Source organism: Brevibacterium sp. ZH18, from assembly GCF_022748595.1.
GTDB lineage: Bacteria > Actinomycetota > Actinomycetes > Actinomycetales > Brevibacteriaceae > Brevibacterium.
Map to the genome: position 1 here is coordinate 43,833 of NZ_JALDSX010000009.1, position 18,568 is coordinate 62,400.

At 62.6% G+C, this 18,568-nt stretch carries 15 protein-coding genes, 1 tRNA gene, 1 other RNA gene and 1 pseudogene; 11 read left to right on the top strand and 7 right to left on the bottom strand.

The window, feature by feature from the left end; translation table 11 throughout:
* Positions 1–157: 157 nt before the first annotated feature.
* The 4 genes from MPN20_RS05505 to MPN20_RS05520 all read left to right on the top strand — a co-directional run bounded on the left by MPN20_RS05505 (position 158) and on the right by MPN20_RS05520 (position 5,082).
* Complete coding sequence (locus MPN20_RS05505) at positions 158–802, top strand: VOC family protein (protein ID WP_242780324.1); 645 nt, start codon at positions 158–160, stop codon at positions 800–802.
* Positions 790–1,458 (top strand): VOC family protein, encoded by a 669-nt coding sequence (locus tag MPN20_RS05510; RefSeq protein WP_242780326.1) that lies wholly within the window; start codon positions 790–792, stop codon positions 1,456–1,458. The genes MPN20_RS05505 and MPN20_RS05510 overlap by 13 nt, the downstream gene beginning before the upstream one ends.
* A gap of 78 nt (positions 1,459–1,536) precedes the next feature.
* Entirely contained in the window at positions 1,537–2,382 is an 846-nt protein-coding gene (locus tag MPN20_RS05515) for a DUF3152 domain-containing protein (RefSeq protein WP_242780328.1), read from the top strand.
* Positions 2,383–2,460: 78 nt separating this feature from the next.
* Positions 2,461–5,082, top strand: a complete 2,622-nt coding sequence (locus MPN20_RS05520) for an ATP-dependent Clp protease ATP-binding subunit (protein ID WP_242780330.1) — start codon at positions 2,461–2,463, stop codon at positions 5,080–5,082.
* Between the two features lie 122 nt (positions 5,083–5,204).
* On the opposite strand, the gene MPN20_RS05525 is transcribed toward MPN20_RS05520, so the two are convergent.
* Together MPN20_RS05525 and MPN20_RS05530 are read right to left on the bottom strand one after the other, a co-directional pair.
* The gene (locus MPN20_RS05525) at positions 5,205–6,047 is read right to left on the bottom strand and encodes a membrane protein insertase YidC (RefSeq protein ID WP_242780332.1); all 843 of its coding nucleotides are present in this window, start codon (positions 6,045–6,047) and stop codon (positions 5,205–5,207) included.
* Between the two features lie 174 nt (positions 6,048–6,221).
* On the bottom strand, positions 6,222–6,527 hold the full coding sequence (locus MPN20_RS05530; protein WP_242780334.1) for a hypothetical protein: 306 nt from the start codon (positions 6,525–6,527) through the stop codon (positions 6,222–6,224).
* Positions 6,528–6,741: 214 nt separating this feature from the next.
* Here MPN20_RS05530 and MPN20_RS05535 point away from each other — a divergent pair, with 214 nt between their 5' ends.
* Positions 6,742–7,770, top strand: coding sequence for an iron-siderophore ABC transporter substrate-binding protein (locus tag MPN20_RS05535; RefSeq protein ID WP_242780336.1), 1,029 nt, complete (start codon positions 6,742–6,744; stop codon positions 7,768–7,770).
* 95 nt (positions 7,771–7,865) lie between these two features.
* Here the strand turns inward: MPN20_RS05535 and MPN20_RS05540 are convergent, their stop codons facing one another.
* Positions 7,866–9,389 carry an Ig-like domain-containing protein gene (locus MPN20_RS05540; RefSeq protein ID WP_242780421.1) on the bottom strand — a complete coding sequence of 508 codons (1,524 nt, stop codon included), beginning with the start codon at positions 9,387–9,389 and terminating at the stop codon, positions 7,866–7,868.
* A 226-nt stretch (positions 9,390–9,615) separates the two neighbouring features.
* Positions 9,616–9,711, bottom strand: an RNA gene (ffs, locus tag MPN20_RS05545) — signal recognition particle sRNA small type.
* Positions 9,712–9,893: 182 nt separating this feature from the next.
* Between ffs and MPN20_RS05550 the strand changes: the two genes are divergently transcribed.
* From MPN20_RS05550 to MPN20_RS05565, 4 genes are all read left to right on the top strand, one after another.
* Positions 9,894–11,021 (top strand): hypothetical protein, encoded by a 1,128-nt coding sequence (locus tag MPN20_RS05550; protein ID WP_242780338.1) that lies wholly within the window; start codon positions 9,894–9,896, stop codon positions 11,019–11,021.
* A gap of 14 nt (positions 11,022–11,035) precedes the next feature.
* Complete coding sequence (locus tag MPN20_RS05555; RefSeq protein ID WP_242780423.1) at positions 11,036–11,764, top strand: ABC transporter ATP-binding protein; 729 nt, start codon at positions 11,036–11,038, stop codon at positions 11,762–11,764.
* Positions 11,761–12,960, top strand: coding sequence for an ABC transporter permease (locus MPN20_RS05560; protein WP_242780340.1), 1,200 nt, complete (start codon positions 11,761–11,763; stop codon positions 12,958–12,960). Before MPN20_RS05555 ends, MPN20_RS05560 begins: the two co-directional genes overlap by 4 nt.
* A gap of 117 nt (positions 12,961–13,077) precedes the next feature.
* Positions 13,078–13,162, top strand: a tRNA-Ser gene (locus MPN20_RS05565).
* A 159-nt stretch (positions 13,163–13,321) separates the two neighbouring features.
* Here MPN20_RS05565 and MPN20_RS05570 read toward each other — a convergent pair.
* Complete coding sequence (locus tag MPN20_RS05570) at positions 13,322–14,896, bottom strand: SpoIID/LytB domain-containing protein (RefSeq protein ID WP_242780342.1); 1,575 nt, start codon at positions 14,894–14,896, stop codon at positions 13,322–13,324.
* Positions 14,897–15,177: 281 nt separating this feature from the next.
* Between MPN20_RS05570 and sfnG the strand changes: the two are divergent.
* Positions 15,178–16,331, top strand: a pseudogene (gene sfnG, locus MPN20_RS05575) (dimethylsulfone monooxygenase SfnG).
* 116 nt (positions 16,332–16,447) lie between these two features.
* Here sfnG and MPN20_RS05580 read toward each other — a convergent pair.
* Positions 16,448–16,981, bottom strand: coding sequence for a type 1 glutamine amidotransferase domain-containing protein (locus MPN20_RS05580; protein WP_242780344.1), 534 nt, complete (start codon positions 16,979–16,981; stop codon positions 16,448–16,450).
* 113 nt (positions 16,982–17,094) lie between these two features.
* Positions 17,095–17,820, bottom strand: a complete 726-nt coding sequence (locus MPN20_RS05585; protein WP_242780346.1) for a DUF4333 domain-containing protein — start codon at positions 17,818–17,820, stop codon at positions 17,095–17,097.
* A 339-nt stretch (positions 17,821–18,159) separates the two neighbouring features.
* Here MPN20_RS05585 and MPN20_RS05590 point away from each other — a divergent pair, with 339 nt between their 5' ends.
* Positions 18,160–18,567 carry a YciI family protein gene (locus tag MPN20_RS05590; RefSeq protein WP_242780348.1) on the top strand — a complete coding sequence of 136 codons (408 nt, stop codon included), beginning with the start codon at positions 18,160–18,162 and terminating at the stop codon, positions 18,565–18,567.
* Position 18,568 lies beyond the last annotated feature (1 nt).

An 18,568-nucleotide genomic window follows, 5' to 3' on the forward strand; every position in this document is an offset into this window, starting at 1 on the left:
GTGGGGTGTGAAAGATAGCTCAACAATTGGAGCTGGTCACCAGCATGAGGTCGACGTGGAGGCGGTGCCACCACATTTGCTTCTCCGCGTGCATCTGCATGCCTTGAGTTAAGCGCATCGGTGTACTGACAGTCAATTGGAGGCTTAATATTGAGACATGTTGATTCCTTCGAATGTCGACCACCTCGTGATTGCGGCTCCAGTCCTCGCTGAATGTGTTGAGCAATGTCACGCGAACCTTGGGGTGCTTCCCATTGCCGGCGGAGTGCATCCCGGCCTCGGTACGGCCAATGCCCTGCTCGGCCTCACGACTGCAGGCGCCCACCGCGTCTACCTTGAACTCATCGGTCCCGACCCCGAGCAGGACCCGGACCTCGCTGCCGCTCGCCTGGCCGGGATCACCGAGCCCACGGTGCAGCGGTGGGCCATCTGCCCGGACGATTTCGATTCGGCCGTCGCGACTGCTGCGAAATCGCAGGACCCGATTGTCGACCTCGGCGAGGTCTATGACATGTCCCGGCGCATTCCTGAGGGCGAGCTTCTCGAATGGCGGCTGACGCGGCGGACTCCGCTGGCGCTGGGAGGAATCCAGCCGTTCCTCATCGATTGGAAGTCCTCGCCGCATCCTTCGGAGCAGGCGATGCCCGCCGTCGAGCTCGAAGCGTTCTGGGCCACGAGCCCGGATGCGGATGAGACGCGCAGTATCCTCGACGTTCTGGCGGCTAGGATCGAGACAGAGGCAGGAGTCTCCGAATCCCTGCACGCCACGCTGAAAGGTCCCGGTGGATCATGGACGATCTGAACTCGATTCCCTCCAATCTCGACCATCTCATCATCACGGTCCCCGAGCTCGAAGCCGGGATCGCCGAGTTCGAGCGACTGACCGGAGTCCGAGCTGTCGCCGGCGGTCGTCATCCGGGACGGGGAACGGCGAACTTCCTCGTCGGCCTCGCGCCCGCTGGGTGGTCGACCGGTGCGCACACGTACCTTGAGATCCTCGGCCCCGATCCGCAGCAGGAAGCTCCGGCCGATGGCACTCTTCCTCTCGACGCCCACCTGGCCCAGGGTCTGACTCTGCAGACGTGGGCCATCCATCCGCCCGCATTCCTCGCGAAGGTCGCCGGCGCCAATACCGAGGGAGTCGACTTCGGTGAGGTCCGCGACATGTCCCGGGAGACCGCGGACGGTGACCTCCTTGAGTGGCGGCTGACGTCGAAGCAGCCGCTGCCGCACCAGGGGACGCAGCCGTTCCTCATCGACTGGGGCGAGTCGACCCACCCCGCCGAGGCGGCTCTGCCCTCCGTCGAACTGCTCGAGTTCTCGGTCGAATCTCCTGATGCCGAGGCCACGCGTGCAGCACTCGCCGTGCTCGGTGCCCCGGACGCTGTGGTCGTCGATGGCCCTGACTATCGACTCCATGCTCGGCTGCGTGGTCCCGGCGGCGTGCTCGAGTTCTGAGCCTGCTGGCGACCAACGGTTGACGCTCGCGGTCGCTTCGACCCGTATCTGAGAGTGTCTCGCGATAGACTCACAGACGTGTCGAGACTTCCGCGCCCCACCCCGTTTTCCTCCGCCTCCTCCGTCCGCTCGTTGCGCTCCTCCGTCCATCCGTTGCGCGTGGGCGCGATGCTCATCTTCGCCTCCCTGCTCATCGGTTTGAGCGCCTGCGCCCCCGACTCGGTTGAGGAGACGAGACCGACTTCTGCCGCGGCCGAACCGGCTGCATCCTCCACGGGCGCGAGTGCGGGAACGGCTCCGAGCGACTCCGGCAGCCCCAGCGAGTCTGCAGGACCTACTGAGAGTGCAGGGTCCGACGGTGCAGAAGCTGCCGGTGCCGAGGGCATCAGTGAGAGCGACATCGATATGAGTGGCAGCGGCGAATGGGACCGCCCGGAGAAGGAGACCGGGCCCAATCGCAAAGGAGGGAAGACCTTCAAGGTCGCCCTGCGAGTCGAAGACAATCTGCCGATCGACGTCGATGGGGCTGCAGCCTTCATCATCACGACTCTGCAGGATGAGCGCGGTTGGCAGGATCTCGACGATGTGAACATCGAAATGGTCGATAAGGGCCAGGACGCGATGATCAGCATCGCCAGCCCCGACACGGTGGACTCGATGTGCCTGCCGCTGCGCACCCTGGGCAAGCTCTCGTGTCGCAACGGCAACAACGTCATTCTCAATGCGAAGCGCTGGGTCTCCGCCACGGACGAGTTCGACGACATCACTCAGTACCGCCAGTACCTCATCAACCACGAGGTCGGCCACGCTTTGGGCCACAGCCACGAGAACTGTCCAGGTCCAGGCAAGACGGCTCCTCTCATGCAGCAGCAGACCAAGGGCCTGCAGGGCTGCGAACCCAACGGGTGGCCCTCGAAGGCCTGATGGATCCGGGTGGGAATAAGACTGCACCTTCCGTCGTTTATTGAGTCATACACGCTCAACTTTCAACAGGAGGTCAGATTGGCCACATTCTTCGGACCTGCCGGCTCCGGCGGAGACTCGTTCGACGAGTTCCTCGCCCGCTACCTGCAGGGTCAGCACGGTGCCCGTCAAGGACGCAGCGTCGACATCAACAAGCTGCTGAGCAAGCGCAGCCACGAGGTCATCGACAATGCCGCGGACTACGCCCGCGAACACGGTCAGTCAGAGGTCGACGCGCTGCACATCCTGCGGACCATGGCCGAGACGGAACCCGGTATCTCAGCGATCCGCCAGGCTGGCGCGGACCCGAAGCAGGTTGCGCACTCCGTCGAGGAACGCCTCCCGGCTGCCACGGACACTAGGCCCGAGGGCGCTCTGACGCTGACCGGCTCCGGCCAGCGTGCGCTCCTCGACGCCTACCAGGTGGCGCGTGCGTTTGGGTCGACCTACGTCGACCCCGAGCACCTGTTCTTCGCCTTCGTCCTCAACCATGAGATGCCCGCCGGACGTATCCTTGCGCAGGCGGGAGTGACTCAGGAGAGGCTGCAGGCCGGTGCCGAGGGCGCCGATATGGGCGACCCCGATGACGACGCATCTGGCGCAGGTCAGACTGGCGGGTCCATGCTTGAGAAGTTCGGCACGGATCTCACAGCTCTGGCCGCCGATGGTGAGCTCGACCCGGTGATCGGTCGTGGCAAGGAGATCGAGGAGACCATCGAGATCCTCGCTCGTCGCACAAAGAACAACCCTGTCCTCCTCGGTGAGGCAGGCGTCGGCAAGACCGCGATCGCGGAGGGCCTGGCACAGGCCATCCAGTCCGACGACATCCCGGCTCAGCTCTCGGGGAAGCGCGTCATCGCCCTCGACCTGCCGGGTATGCTCGCCGGCACCCGCTACCGCGGTGACTTCGAAGAACGACTGACCGGTGCCCTCGACGAGATCGCCGAGGACGGCAACATGATCGTCTTCGTCGACGAGCTGCACACGCTCGTCGGGGCCGGCGGAAACGGCGAGTCCAACTCGATGGACGCCGGCAACATCCTCAAGCCTCGGTTGGCTCGCGGTGACCTGCATATGCTCGGAGCGACCACGCTCAAGGAATATCGCACGATCGAGAAGGACTCCGCGCTCGAGCGCCGGTTCCAGCCGGTGCGCGTCGGTGAGCCGAACATCGAGGATGCCGTGAAGATCCTCGACGGGCTCAAGGACCGTTACGCCGAGCACCACAACGTCACCTACACACCGGAAGCGCTGCGTGCGGCAGTCGAACTTTCCGATCGCTACATCAGCGATCGGTACCTGCCGGACAAGGCCATCGACCTCATCGACCAGGCCGGTGCTCGGCTGTCCCTGCGCCGCGGCCCCAAGGCCGATCCTGAGGCGATGAAGGCAGAGATCGCTCGTCTCGAGACCGAGAAGAACTCAGCCATCGGCGAAGAGAACTACGAGCGCGCCGGCGAACTCCGCGACGAGATCATGGACTTGGGTGAGAAGCTTCTGGCGGCGGAGAACCCGCAGAAGTCCGCGGCACAGGCTGAGGCCCCGGCTGACCATGAGGGCCGCCACAGTCTCGCTCAGAACAAGGACGACGGTCTCGCTCAGAACAAGGGCGACGAAGTCGGCGTCGTCGACTCCGATCAGATCGCCCAGGTCGTGTCCCGGGCCACCGGCATCCCTGCCGCGAGCATGACTCAGGACCAGAAGGCCCGACTCGCGCACCTCGAGGATGTCCTCCACGGTCGTGTCATCGGTCAGAACGATGCGGTGACGGCAGTGTCGAAGGCCGTTCGCCGTTCGCAGATGGGCATGGGAGATCCCGATCGTCCGATCGGCAGCTTCCTGTTCCTCGGCCCCACAGGCGTGGGCAAGACCGAGCTGGCTAAGGCGCTCGCATCGACGCTGTTCGATGACGAGTCGGCCATGATCCGTTTCGACATGAGCGAATTCGGGGAGCGCCACACGGTGTCGCGTCTGGTCGGTTCGCCTCCCGGATACGTCGGCTACGAAGAGGCCGGCCAGCTCACCGAGCAGGTCAGGCGGCGTCCGTACTCGGTGATCCTCCTCGACGAGGTCGAGAAGGCCCACCCCGATGCGTTCAACCTGCTGCTCCAGGTCCTCGACGACGGTCGACTGACCGACGGACAGGGCCGGACCGTGGACTTCCGGAACACTGTCATCATCATGACGAGCAACCTCGGCTCCGAGTTCATGGCAGGCACCACTCCGCTGGGCTTCGCCTCGACCGATGCGCAGGTCACCGAGAAGGATCTGCGCTCGAAGGTGATGGGCAAGCTCAAGGAGGTCATGCGTCCCGAGTTCCTCAACCGGATCGACGAGACTGTGATGTTCTCACGCCTCGATCGTGAGCAGCTGCGCGTCATCGTCCGCCTCCAGCTGGAGCACTCCGTTGAGCGTCTGGCACGCCAGGGAATCAGCCTTACGGTGTCCGAGGACGCCGTGGACTTCCTGGCCGAGACCGGATACGAGCCCGAATTCGGTGCCCGTCCGCTGCGCCGCGTGATCCAGCGTGAGCTCGACGACCGCATCGCTGATCTCCTCGTCAACGAGGCGGTCACCGATGGTGGAACCGTCAGCGCACGAGTCGTCGACGGGCAGCTGCAGGTGACCTCCGGATCACCCGAGGTACCCGTGGCAGCTTGAGCACCGCCTCGGTGGCTGTGCCCGCCGAGGTGACAAGCGAAGTGCATAACAGCAGGCCCGGACCGGAGGATCATTCCTCCGGTCCGGGCCTGCTCTACGTGGCAGCCATGCCCCCGCAGCACTCAGCCGGCTGAACTCTTCTGGGCCGCATCCGGAATCTCGTCGGCCTTGAGGAGACGGTTGAGTACGATCCGTTCGCACAGCGTCCATGAGGTCGTCGTCATCAGGTAGAGGGCGGCGGCGAGAGGGACGAAGAGCGCGATGACGGCAGTGATGAACGGCATGAAGCTCAAGGTCTTCATCACCCCGGACAGATCGGGCACGGCAGGCGTCCCTGCCACGGAGTTCTGCGTGACAGGAGCGTTCTGCGTGGCCTCCGACTGCTGCCTGGCGTTCGTCTCCGGTGCGGCCGGAGTCAGGAGATGTCGCGACAGCCCGGCGACGACCGCGATGACTACGACGATGACGGCGTAGACCGTGAGCGTGACCGGCGTCAGATCGCCCGCGCCCAGCAGTCGGACGAAACCGGTGTTGAGCGGGATGCCCAGCAGCGAATGGCTGAGGAGTTCATTGGTATGTCCGCTGATCGTGGGTTGGATGAAGATCCCGTACACGGCCATGAGCACGGGCATCTGTGCCAGGACCGGCAGGCAGCCAGCTATCGGAGAGGTCTTCTCCTCTTTGTAGAGCTCCATGAGCTTCTGCTGCATCAACTCGGGATTCTTCTTGTGCCGAGCCTGCAGCTCGGCGATCTTCGGTGCAAGGCGTTTGCGCGTGATCCCAGCTTTGACCTGAGATAGGCCGACGGGGATGAGCAGGCAGCGCACCGCGATCGTGAGGACGACGACGGCCAGTGCTGCGCTCGCCGTGCCGGCCAACGGTTCGAGGAGTGCGCTGAGCCAGGTGACGATCCAATAGGCGGCGTTGACAAGGAGTTCGATGGGTGGGAATTCATAGATGTTCATGGTGGGCGGCCCTCCTGGGCACTGCTGGAGCAGCTGAGGCTCTCAGCAATCGTGGTTTCGTCATGGGTGTTCGTCGTCCGAACGACGCATGGCGACACCGCGGCCGCGCACAGACAGGCGGGCAGGGGAGACGTCAGTGACCGTGCCTTGGAGACACGTCGGGAGAGTCGTCGTTCAGGCGAAGGAGCGAACGACGAGTGAAGGGGCTCTGGCCCAGGCTGTTCCAGGAGTTCCCGGCTCAGAGGGCATGCGGAAGTCGCGGACCTCAGCCTGCTCGCGACGCATCCACGGGCGGTGCGTGGCGAGGGAGAGAGCTCTCGCGAGTGCGGCAGTAGCCCACGAGGCAAGAGGCGAAAGAAGGGCAGCGCCCAGGAGAACGAGGATGAGCAGATGTGATGGTGACTGCTGCAGGGTCGAGTCGACGTCAGCGCCGAGGAGCACCACGAAGAAATGCACTGTCATCCACAGATTCAGCAGCATTCTCGTCGACCTTTCCGCTCGATTCGTGAGTCGACTTTATCACGCGGAGAGCGAGTGAACCTGGTGCAGCGAGCGGGCAGGACCGCGTGTGAACGGTTCCGCGGGGGACTGAGGTATACCTCACAAATGTTTCAAATCCTTCGAAAGATTAAGTTAGGCTGTCCTATGTAATGAACGTGGGGTCGATCACGACCCAACTGTCGGAAGGGCAGGAATGACAGCTCATCTCACTCGCCGGGCCATGGCCATCGGCACCATCATCACGCTCGCTTTCAGTGCGAGCGCGTGCAGCCAGGACTCAGCAGCGTCGGAGACGACCGCATCGAGCGACTTCCAGCCTGTGACCATCGAACACGCGCTGGGCAAGGCCGTCATCGAGTCCGAGCCCAAGCGCGTCGTCACCCTCGGGCAGGGTTCGACAGAGACCGCCATCGCCCTGGGCAAGACCCCGGTCGGCATGGAGGAGTACAAGTGGGGCAGCGACGACTCGGGCTACATGCCGTGGATCCATGAAGAAGTGGAGAAGCGAGGCGACACACTTCCCAAGCAGTTCCAGGGCGACACGGAACTCGATGTCGAAGCAATCGCCGAGCTTGAACCCGACGTTATCCTCGCTCCCTGGTCGGGCATCACCGCCGACCAGTACAAGCAGCTCGACCAGATCGCACCGACCGTCGCCTATCCCGAGCAGCCATGGACGATCGAGTGGGATGACCAGATCACGACGATCGGCAAAGCCCTGGGTGAGGAGAAGGAATCTGAGGGCCTCGTCGAGGACATCAAGAAACAGCTCAAAGATGCCAAGCGCCCCGAATATGACGGGCTGACCTTCTCCTTCATCTACAACTCGGGCCCCGGCACACTGGGTGTCTTCTATCCGGGCGAGCAGCGCGTGTCGATGGTCTCAGCACTCGGATTGACCCCCGACCCTGTTGTCGACACTCTCAAGAAGGACTTTGATGCGCCGGGCACCGATTCCGCGCTCATCGGTCTGGAGAATGCGGACAAACTCAACGACTCGGACCTCATCTTCACGTTCTACTCGGATGATGCCAACCGCAAGGAGATCGAATCCCAGGGACTGTATGCGAACATTCCGGCGATCAAGAAGGGTGCGGTCGTCGCCCCTGACGACCAGCCGTTCGTCACGGGATCATCGATCATCAATCCGCTGACCGTGCCGTGGACGCTCAAGCGCTACGTGCCGATGATCGACGAAGCCGTCAAGAAGCTCGACAAATAATTGCTCGCCGAGGCTGGTCCTGGGGTCCCGCGCGCACGATGCTGTGCGCGCCGGGTCCGGGCTCGGGCCAGGTCATTGGGTGCCCGCAGGGCACATCAGTCGAGCGCGCTCATCTTCTTCCAGTCGCTCCAGTCGTAGACCCAGTCGGAGATGTCGCTGTCCTCGGTGGACAGGTTGACGTCCGAGCCGGTGATCTCGACAGGATCGCCGAAGATGGCCGTGTCGTAGTACTGCTTTGCGCGCGCAGTCGAAAGGTTGATGCAGCCATGGGAGACGTTGGCTGAGCCTTGAACGCCGGTCGACCACGGGGCAGCGTGGATGAATTCGCCGTTGTTGTGAATGCGCACGGCCCATTTGACGTCGGTTTCGTAGTCCCATTTCTGGGACTTCATCGTGTAGTCAGCCGACTTCGACATGACGACGTGGGTGCCGTTGTAGGACGGGGATTTCGGGGCGCCCAGTGAGGCCGGGAAGTTCATGGTCTGCTTGCCGTCGCGTGTCACCGTCATGCGGTGGGACTTGGCGTCAGCCTTGACGACCTGCTTGCGGCCGATCTCGAAATCGAGGGTGAGGTCGTTCTGCCCGACAGTCTTGTCGGTCGTCGGCACGTTCTTCAGCGGAGCGTCGACGGAGACCTTCGAATGTGCAGGCCAGAAGTCCTTGGGGCGGAAGTGCAGTCGCGACTGCGGGTCGTCGGGCAGCCAGGCCCATGATCCTTCGACCTTGCGTTTCTTGCCGTCCTTGTCGGTGACCTTGACCGAGAGGCGATGTTCGACGTCATCGCGGTACTGCTTGGCCACGGTCGACCCGAAGCTGAAGATGATCGGTGCGCCCACGCCGACTGTCTGATCGTCGGAGAGGGTCGTGCGCACGGACATCGGCGAAGCGTCGCTCGAGGTGTTCGTGGTGACCGTCGCAGTGAAGTTGTGCTCCTGCCCGTCCGCCGAGGTGGCAGTGGCAGTGAGATCGTAGGTGCTGTCGCCGGTGAGGTCGTACGTGGAGACCCAGGCGGCGGCATCGTCGGGAGCGGTGACAGTGTCGGCCTTCTCCTGCTTGCTCTTCTCATCCTGCGGGTCCTCTGTGGCACCGTCGGTGGATTCCTTGGTGCTCTCGTCCGTGGGCCCCTCCGACTGAGTGGGGTCCTCCGACTGAGTGGGCTCCTCCGTCGACTCTGAGTTTCCGGACTTCTCGTTTGCAGCGTCGTCGGCCTTGACCGCGTCGAGCTGAGATCCCGAGGTGTCGAAGAACTGGCCCGGGTCGGTGGAGATGCGCGGATGATCGACGTCCGAGATCGAGATGTCGCTGAGCACGGCGCCGTCGACGTTGAGGCTGAGTCGCTGCCCTGGGTCGACCGTGATGTCCGAGCCGGAATCGACGACTTCTCCGGCCTGTTCGGGAGCGGGTGCTGTCGTGCTCGTGGGGGCGGCTGATCCTGTCGGTGCTGCGGGCTCTGTCGACGCAGCGCCTGTCTTCGATGAGGCGCTGTCATCGGCCGCAGCGTCGGTGATCGTGCCGACGCGGAAGACGGGATCGGCGGCTGCTTCGGCAGACTCCTTCGCATCATCGCGAGTGGTGTCGGGGTTGGAGCCAGAGGGCGTGCACGCCGCCAGGAGGACCACTGCTGACAAGGCAGCAACGGCCCCTTGAATCTTCTTGTGTGACAAAACAGGAAACCTCGTTCGGGCAAAGGGATGAGAGCCGCATTCCATGGTAATGAAGCCAAATCACGAAAGTATTAAAGAAAGTTGCCAAACCAATGGCACAGTGCGCGTCTTTGCTGTCCGGGTGGTCTCTGACCTGGGCTGACACAGGGGAAGGGGAGTTGTGGAATTGTGACCTTGGGAGATAGAGGACTCCCCGTGCACCCGCCAGAGCTCGCTTACCCTTGCTGCCTTCCGGCCCTGGGGGAGTTCACAAGATGACGCCGCACGGGGAGCCAACGAACAGTCTAGTCGAGAGCATGTCGAGGCACAAAACGAGTTCCCGGCGTCGCGGGGCGGTGGTTCTCCGGCGTGAAAACTCTGACAAGGTATCTGTTATGTTTCTGTGACTCCACCGACGCTTGACCTGCGGTTTTGCTCGATAGAGTGGTCGAATCTCGTCACCTATCCTCCGAAGGAAACATGCACATCTTCCGTCGCGTCATTCTGCCTCTCGCCTTTCTTGTCGTATTCGTGGTGATCGCCGCGCTTCTGGGGTGGATCGCCTTCAAGCCGGCTGCCGACGACGGATTCGACGGTGTCGAAGCAACGGGTGAACCCGAGGGTTCGGTCATCACCGCTGAACGTGGAGACATCTCCAACACCATCGAAGCCAAAGGCACGATCAACGTCGACGCACCGACCGCGGTGAAGGCCGCTCATGAGGGCGTGGTCAACCACTTCTTCGTGCAACCCGGAGACGAGGTGCTTGAAGGTGCAGAGCTGTTCCAAGTCAGAAGCGAAGAAGCAGACGACACGCAGCCTCCGGCGTCTTCGGGCAGCGATTCTGAGACCGACGCCCCGGATGATTCGCAGGCTGAAGAGGGACAGGATCCCGTGAAGCCGAAATATCACACGGTCACCGCAGCAGCCGATGGGACCGTGGGCGACTTCGCCGTTGAGAAGAACGAACACGTTTCGCCGGACACACAGGTGAACGAGCTGCTGAAGAACACCTTCAGTGCCAGGGCGCCGATCGAAGCGGTCGATCTCTATCGGGTGCCGAAGCTTCCGGAGACTGCGAACATCACCATCACTGATGGGCCCGAGCCCTTCGACTGCGAGAATCTGCGCCTTGATCAGGGTGCGGGGACACCTGCGGCATCGAAAGCTCAGGGTGATGACCTTGCAGACGACGCTGCCTCTGGTGAGTCCTCTGCTGAGGAACCGGCCGCTGACGAAGGTTCAGGGGCAGGTGCCGAGTCAGGGCCGCAGATGATCTGCAAAGTCCCCAAGGATGTCACGGTGTACAACAGCCTGGGCCTGACCATGACAGTTGAGGCGGGAGCTGTCAGTGACGTCATCACCGCGCCCGTTACTGCTGTGCGCGGTCTCACGGACTCGGGGACGGTGTGGGTCATCGGAGACGATGGTCAATCGGAGGAACGCAGCGTGCGTCTCGGGCTCAACGACGGTTCCATGGTTGAAGTGAAGTCGGGTCTCAAGGAAGGTGAGGAGATCGAGGAATTCGTACCGGGAACCGAACCCGAAGATGACGAGATGGACGGCGAGTTCGAAGACGGCTCGTACATGGAAGGCGGCGAGGAGTGAGTCCCACCGAGCCGATGGCCTCGACCTTGCTGTCACTGCGACACGTGTCCCGGTCGGTACCCATTGCTGCAGGCCAGGCTCTCACGATTCTCACCGACGTCAATCTTGAGGTGGACAGTGGGGAGCACATCGGCATCGTCGGTCGCTCAGGAACCGGAAAGTCGACGCTGCTCAATATCCTCGGCCTCCTCGATGCGCCGACGACCGGCGACATGGAATTCGCAGGGACCCCAGTGCAGAAGATTTCCCCAAACCGCGCGGCCGCGTTCAGGGGACGCGACATCGGATTCGTCTTCCAGCAATTCAATCTTCTGCCCGGGCGCACCGCCGTCGAGAACGTCGAAGCTCCGCTGATGTACGGCAGTGGCCGGGAGTTCAGGAATCGGAGAATGATCGCAGAAGAGATGTTGGGCAGGCTCGGCCTAGGGGATCGAATGAATACGAAGCCGAACCGGCTCTCCGGTGGTGAACAACAGCGGGTCGCGATCGCCCGATCCTTGGTGCGCGAACCCAGACTCGTGCTTGCAGACGAGCCGACAGGTGCCCTCGACGTCGATACGGGAGTGCAGGTCATGGAGATCCTCGACGGCATCACCAAGGATTCCGGGGCTGCGCTCATCACCATCACCCACGATCTGGCAATCGCAAACATGGCATCTCGGCAGTTCTCACTCGGTCAAGGTCAGCTGCATCCGGTCGTCAACGGTGTGACCGCCGAGGCTCTGGCAGGTGGACGTCCATGATTACCGGTTTTGCGGCATCAATCGTCGAAGCGTGGCAAGAGCTGCGCGTTCACAAGGTGCGTGTCCTCATGTCCCTCATCGGAGTCGGGGTCGCGGTCTGTGCCCTGACGCTGGTGGTCGGGTTCGGTGACATGATGCAGAAGGGCTTGGCAGACGAATACGAGCAGCAGGCGGGCCGCGACTCGACCTACACTTTCAGCTTCCAGCCCATTGAATCGGACATGGGCGAGTCCGAGGTCGAAAAGGTCGATGCTGCACTCAAAAGCACCACCGAACGATTCGGCATCCGCCATGTGTCGGCCTTCGGGCAGATCGACACGTCGATCTCGGGCCCGACAGGCAAGGTCAGCGCAACGATGTACATTGTTGATCCGGCCTTTGATGACATGCGCAGGCTCAAGGTCGAACATGGGCGGTGGTTCACCGAAGCAGACAAGAACAACTTGTCGCCGGCCCTCGTCGCAGACGAGGATTTCCTGAACGAATATGGAATCGATCCGGCCAGTCTGCCTGCCACGATCACACTGCCCGGTGAGACTCAGTCAACAGGCACGGTCATCGGTTCGGTCGAGTCCACGGAATACGCCGAATACGGAAGCCTCTACGTGCTCAACGGCCAGGAAGACAAAGTCAGCACTGAAGTCGCGGCCCCCACAGAGTTTGAGATGTGGCTTCCGCCGGACGAGGGCAAAGAGCTGAGCAAGCAGGCGGTGGCCGATCTCAAACGGCAGCTGCCCGATTTCGACGTCTACGCAGACAGAACCGACTTCGCCTCGGACATGGATGAGTCCTTGGGGCCGGTGAAGAACGTCCTGCTCACCATCAGTGTTCTCATCCTCTTCATGGGCATGCTCGGCCTTCTCAACATTTCTTTGGTCACGATCCAGCAGAGAATCAGAGAGATCGGCATCCGTCGGTCATTCGGTGCGACCAGCCGACGGATCTTCTTCTCCGTCATGATGGAGAGCGTCGTCGCCACAACCATCGCCGGAGCTGTGGGCGTTCTCATCGCCGTTCTCGTGCTCAAGGCACCGTTCGTCTCTGAACTCATGTTCGGAGCCGCGAGCTCACCTCAGGTGCCGTTCACTGCCGTCACCGTGGGCATGCTGGTCTCAGTCGGCGTTGGCGCTCTTGCCGGACTGATCCCGGCCATCGTCGCTACGAAGGTGCGCATCATTGACGCGATCCGAGCCTGAAGCCCGGTGGAGGAGAGCGCGGAGGCTGACGGGGATTTCACCCGAGATTAGTGTGATGGTTCACACTGGGCCGTCTTGATTTCGCATTGTCGACACGACTCGGATAGGCTGGCTCGCGGAGGATTCGCCTAGTGGCCTATGGCGCTCGCCTGGAACGCGGGTTGGGTTAACGCCCTCAGGGGTTCGAATCCCCTATCCTCCGCGTAGAGTCGAAGGCCCTCACCTGGAAGCATCCGGGTGAGGGCCTTCGTCGTCTGTGCTCAATGCTCAATGCTCAGTGTTCGGTCGTCGAATCGGCGTCCGGTCGGCTGGCGAGATGGGCCTCAGGGCTCGGCTGGCGCGGTGGGACTCAGGACACGGCTCAGCCCACGGTGAACGTCGCTGAGCGCAGACCCAGCTTGCTGCGCAGCTGGGCGCCGGTGAGGCTAGAGGTCTGGCCGTTCGTCGAAGTCGCCTTCGCAGTCTTCACGAGGCCGGACCCAGTTCGGGTGACGACGATCGTGCGAACGTCCTTGAGGCCGAAGGCATTCGCCGCAGTCGACTGCTTGAGAGTGGCCGTCCAGCTGGCGTACGGGTTGCCCGCCGCCTTCGACTTCGCAACGGAGTCGTCTCGGGATTTCAGGTAGGGGACCGAACTTCCCCACACCTCGGCGGCGGAATTCGTCTTCCCTCCGGAGGACGGCGAATACACGGCGTTGATGAGAGAACCCTTGTAGGTGACGACCTTCGCGGACTTCACGCTTGAACCCGAGACGTTCTGAGTGGCGGCCACGGCCTGTCTCCAGGGTGAGCTGCCCGAGGCGTTCTCGTGGCTCCAGCCGAGGAAGCGCTGCGAGGTGACCTCGTCGTAGACATTGCATGCGCACGCGGACTTGAGGGAGCCGAGGTTGCGGTAGGCATACGTGCGGGAAGCGATGGCCTGCGCGCGCAGCGCCTCCTGCTGCCAGGACGCGGGCATCTCCGCGATGCCGGGCAGATATTCGCTGTTGACGCGGAGCACGCCCAGTACATTGAGCGCCTTCGACAGCTGGCGGATCTCGAGTTTCCCGTGGCGATAGGTGCCGGTCGAACCGTTCTGGGCAGAGCTCACCGCGACGGTGGTCTTCTGGCTGCCGGTCCAATATCGGGTGCCCTGCCACTCCACGGAGATCCATGAGCTCTGATAGGACTTGCCGTTGACGCTGACCTTGACCGTGCCTGCCGAAGTTCGTTCGACGGTGATCTTCTGGCTCGACTCGATCTTCTTCGATCCGACGTGCACCCGCAGGCGTCCCGCGGATGGGGTGACGGTGACGGACTGCTTCCCCGACACCAGCTGCACCTTGAGGTTGGCATTGGCGCTCTTCGTCGTCGAGGTCACCTGTGCCGGATCATAGTAGTGCTCAAGGATCTGTGTCGCGCTCTTCCCCTGCACCGCCATGCCCCTGGCGCCGTACTGGCTCAGGCCGACGCCGTGGCCGTAGCCTGCGCCCTTGAGCGAGAACGACGCCGTGGCCTTGGCCAAGATCACTGCGGCGCCGCGTGAGCTGCTCCAGGTGATGCGGCCCTTCTGAAAGCTCTGACGAGTCTCGGACCCGGACTTGTACTCGTTGCTCGTCGGGTAGCCCAGTGCCCCCTTCTCCCAACCTGACTTCTTCCATGCTGTGCGGATGGCGCCCCAGGTCGCGTGCGCACCGGTGGTCTTCGTCCAATGGATGCTTCCGTTTCGGAAGGACTGATAGCAGCCGTTCTGAATGAGAGTGCAGTGCTCGGACCCCGTGGCCGGGCCGAGTCGACCCGAGCTTCCGCCCAGCGATTTGTACACCTTTCCGATGCCGCCACCCGTCGGGTAGGCGGCATGGACCGGTGACGGTTCAGTGGCGATGAGAAGAAGCAGACTGACTGCGAAGGCAGAGATCATGAGTGCCGTCAGTCTGACGGCAGCAGAGGCGCGCATGATCAAAGCATAAGGAGTGGTGTCAAGGCTCAACGCCATAGAACGAAGAACTCCCCGATTGAATAAGGCTCAGGGAGTTTCGAATCTGAGCGCCGAGGTGGTTGGACCCGTCACTGAGGCCGATGTCGACGAATTTCAACTCAGATGACGGCGGATTGCGAACTGCGTCGGTATGACGCCGTGCGACGAGGTGAGTAACCCAGGGCTCTGCTGTTCAGGGATCTCAGTACGCTGAATCCGTCATCCTCACCAGCGACAGTGATGCAAGGGAGCTAAGCGATATGACCGAGATCCACGCCAATCCAATCTGGACGGGTGAACCCGAAGACCTCAAATTCGCCTACTGGGTGCCCAACGTCTCCGGTGGGCTGGTCGTCTCGAGCATCGAGCAGCGCACCGACTGGAACTATGACTACAACGTCAAACTCGCCCAGACGGCTGAGAACGTCGGCTACGAGTACGCGCTCAGTCAGGTCCGCTACGCTACCTCTCCAGCTACGGCGCCGCACAGCAGCATGAGTCCACTGCCACATCGTTGGCACTGGGACTGGCCACTGAGAAGCTCAAGGTCATCGCAGCCATCCACCCGGGCATCTGGGAGCCGGCGGTGCTCGCGAAATTCATCCTCAGCGCCGACCAATTCACCCACGGCCGAGCTGCCATCAACGTGGTCTCCGGATGGTTCAAGGACGAGTACACGAAGCTCGGCCTGCCGTGGTTGGAGCACGGTGAGCGCTACCGCCGATCGGCAGAGTTCATGGACGTCGTCCGCAAACTCTTCACCGAGGAGAACGTCGAGTACCGCGGCAACTTCTATACCGTCGACGACTTCGCTCTCCGGCCCGGGCCGTACCCGGTCGAGGGACGGCCGTACCCGGAGATTTTCCAGGGCGGAAACTCCAGTGCCGCCCGCATCAACGGCGGTCGTCATGCCGATTGGTACTTCTCCAACGGCAAGGACTTCGATGGATTTCGCGAACAGTATGACGACGTCACCGAGGTGGCCCGAGCACACAATCGCAAGGTCCGCTTCGGGCTCAACGGCTTCGCCATCGTCCGCGACACCGAGGCCGAGGCACGCGAACAGCTGCGCGAGATCATCGCCCATGCAGATGAAAGTGCGGTCGAGGGCTTCCGTAGATCGGTGCAGGAAGCCGGTGCCTCGACTTCGGATGGCAAGGGCATGTGGGCCGACTCCAGCTTCGAAGATCTGGTGCAGTACAACGATGGATTCCGCACCCAGCTCATCGGAACCCCTGAACAGGTCGCCGACAGGATCATCGAATACAAGAAGATCGGTGTCGACCTCATCCTCACCGGCTTCCTCCATGTCCAAGAGGAGCTCGAGGCGTTCGGTCAGACCGTCATCCCGATCGTGCGTGAGAAGGAAGCCGAATTGACCGCGAAGGGGATCCTCACACCTGCCGGAGTTTGAGGACGAATCCTCACGACTGTCAACGTCTGAGGACACGGAGACGAGAAACTCCCCGGATCACCACGATCCGGGGAGTTTCACTGTCAGCGTCTGATCTCAGCTCAGCTCAGCTCAGCTCAGCTCAGCGCCTCTGCGATGGCCTTGTTGAACGCGTCGAGGTCGCCGGGATTGCGCGAAGTGATGAGGTTGCCGTCGACAACGACCTCGGCGTCGGTCCAGTCCGCGCCCGCGTTGACCAGGTCGGTCTTCGTCGAGACGAACGAGGTCAGCTTCCGACCCTTGGCCACGCCGGACTCGGCGAGGATCCATGGGGCGTGGCAGATTGCGGCCACGGGCTTGTCCGCGGCGAAGAAGGCCTTGACCAGCGCGACCGCGTCCTCATCGAGGCGCAGGGCATCGGCGTTGAGGGTTCCGCCGGGAAGTACGAGTGCGTCGTAGTCATCGGCCGAAGCCTGAGCGACGGGCACGTCGACAGGGAATTCGTCCGCGTGCTCCCAATCTCCGTTCATCGCCTGGAGCGACTTGTCGGACGGAGAGACGATGACCGTTGTGGCCCCGGCCTCGTCGAGTGCGGCGCGAGGATTCGTCAGTTCGACCTGCTCGACCCCGCGGGTGAGGAGGAATGCGACCTTCTTGTCTGAGATAGCCATTGTGTGTGCTCCTGACTGTCGTGTGCGTCGTTCGACCACCTGTGGCGGTTCACTTCGCACAACACCGAGGTGGGGGCGCAGTATTCCACGCCCCTCCCACCTCGGTGCTGGGGTCAGCCGATGTTCGGGAAGTCCAGCTTGTAGCCGACGTAGTTGCCCGAGACAGAGGTCACCGAGACCGTGCCGTAGCGCTTTTCTCCATGGGCTGTGACACTGCAGCTGGTGGAGCCGCGCTTGAGGGTGATGCGCAGATCGTAGGAGCAGTCGACGTCGTCGACAGTTGTGCCCTGCTTCGAGTACGCCTTCTTGATGTCCTTCTCGAGGTATTCGGCGGGGATGACACCGTTGCCGTCGTCGTCCATTTCGAACCCGGGTCCTGCATTCTGGTCCTGACCGATCGACGAGCTGTCGCTGTTCGAGCTGCTGGAGGAGGAGTTGCTGCCGTCGTCAGCGCCCGACGAGGACGACGACCCCGACGAGGTTCCTGACGATGAGGAGGTTCCAGAGGACGTGGAGGTTCCCGAGGACGTGGAGGTTCCCGAAGTGGACGATCCGGATGAGGAGTCGGAGGTCGACGAGGCGTCTGAGGTCGACGAGGTGTCTGAGGTCGACGAGGATCCATTCGACGAGTCGGTGCCCTGGCTCGCATTGTCGGATTCCGCAGCCGGTTCCTCCGGATTGGTCGAGGGTTCCTGCGGTTCCTGGTGTTCTGGTCCATCCTGGGTCTGTTCTGGGTTCGAGCCACCGAACGTGACCTTCATGTCACAGGCCGACAGGGACAGGGCTGCGGCGAGGGCGCCGGCGACGGTGAGGGAACGGATCAGCTTCGTGGTCTTCATGATGGGCTCCTGATGACGTGGGGGTCGGGTATGACTTCACTCTGTCAGCGCAGTCCAGGCGGCGGGGCGTATCCGTGTTCGCATTCGGAGACCCGTGTTCCAGGTCGGTTACATCGCCGAATCACAGAGGCTGCACCGGCGGGCCCGCTCCGGCCGGCTCGTTCCGCCCCGGCCCGTTCCAACCGGCCAGAGTCGAACGGCCCAGTTCGGCCCCTCGGATTCGCGCGGTCAGTCACTTAACCTGGAAGAGATCTCGGCAGCGATGTCGAGAATGCGCCCGCAGCTTCGTCCCAGGGGTGTCAGCGAACAACAGGGTTCGCGACGGAGGAGGAGAAGATCATGGCTAGGTATCTGATGCTCAAGCACTACAAGATGGCTCCGGAGTACATGGACTACACGCCCATGGACCAGTGGACACCCGCCGAGGTCGACGCCCACGTGAAGTACATGAACGACTTCGCAGAGCGGCTCAAGGAGACGGGGGAGTTCGTCGACTCACAGGCGCTCTCGCCCGAAGGCACGTTCGTCCGTTCCGATGGGAAGGGCCGGCCACCGGTCACCGACGGGCCGTTCCCTGAGACCAAAGACCTTATCGCCGGATGGATGGTCATCGACGTCGACGACTACGATCGAGCCCTCGAGCTCGCCGGGGAGCTCTCGGCGGCGCCGGGTGCCGGTGGCGAACCGATCCGGGAATGGCTGGAACTGCGGCCCTTCCTCGGCGAATCGCCCGTAGTCACTGAGTGAG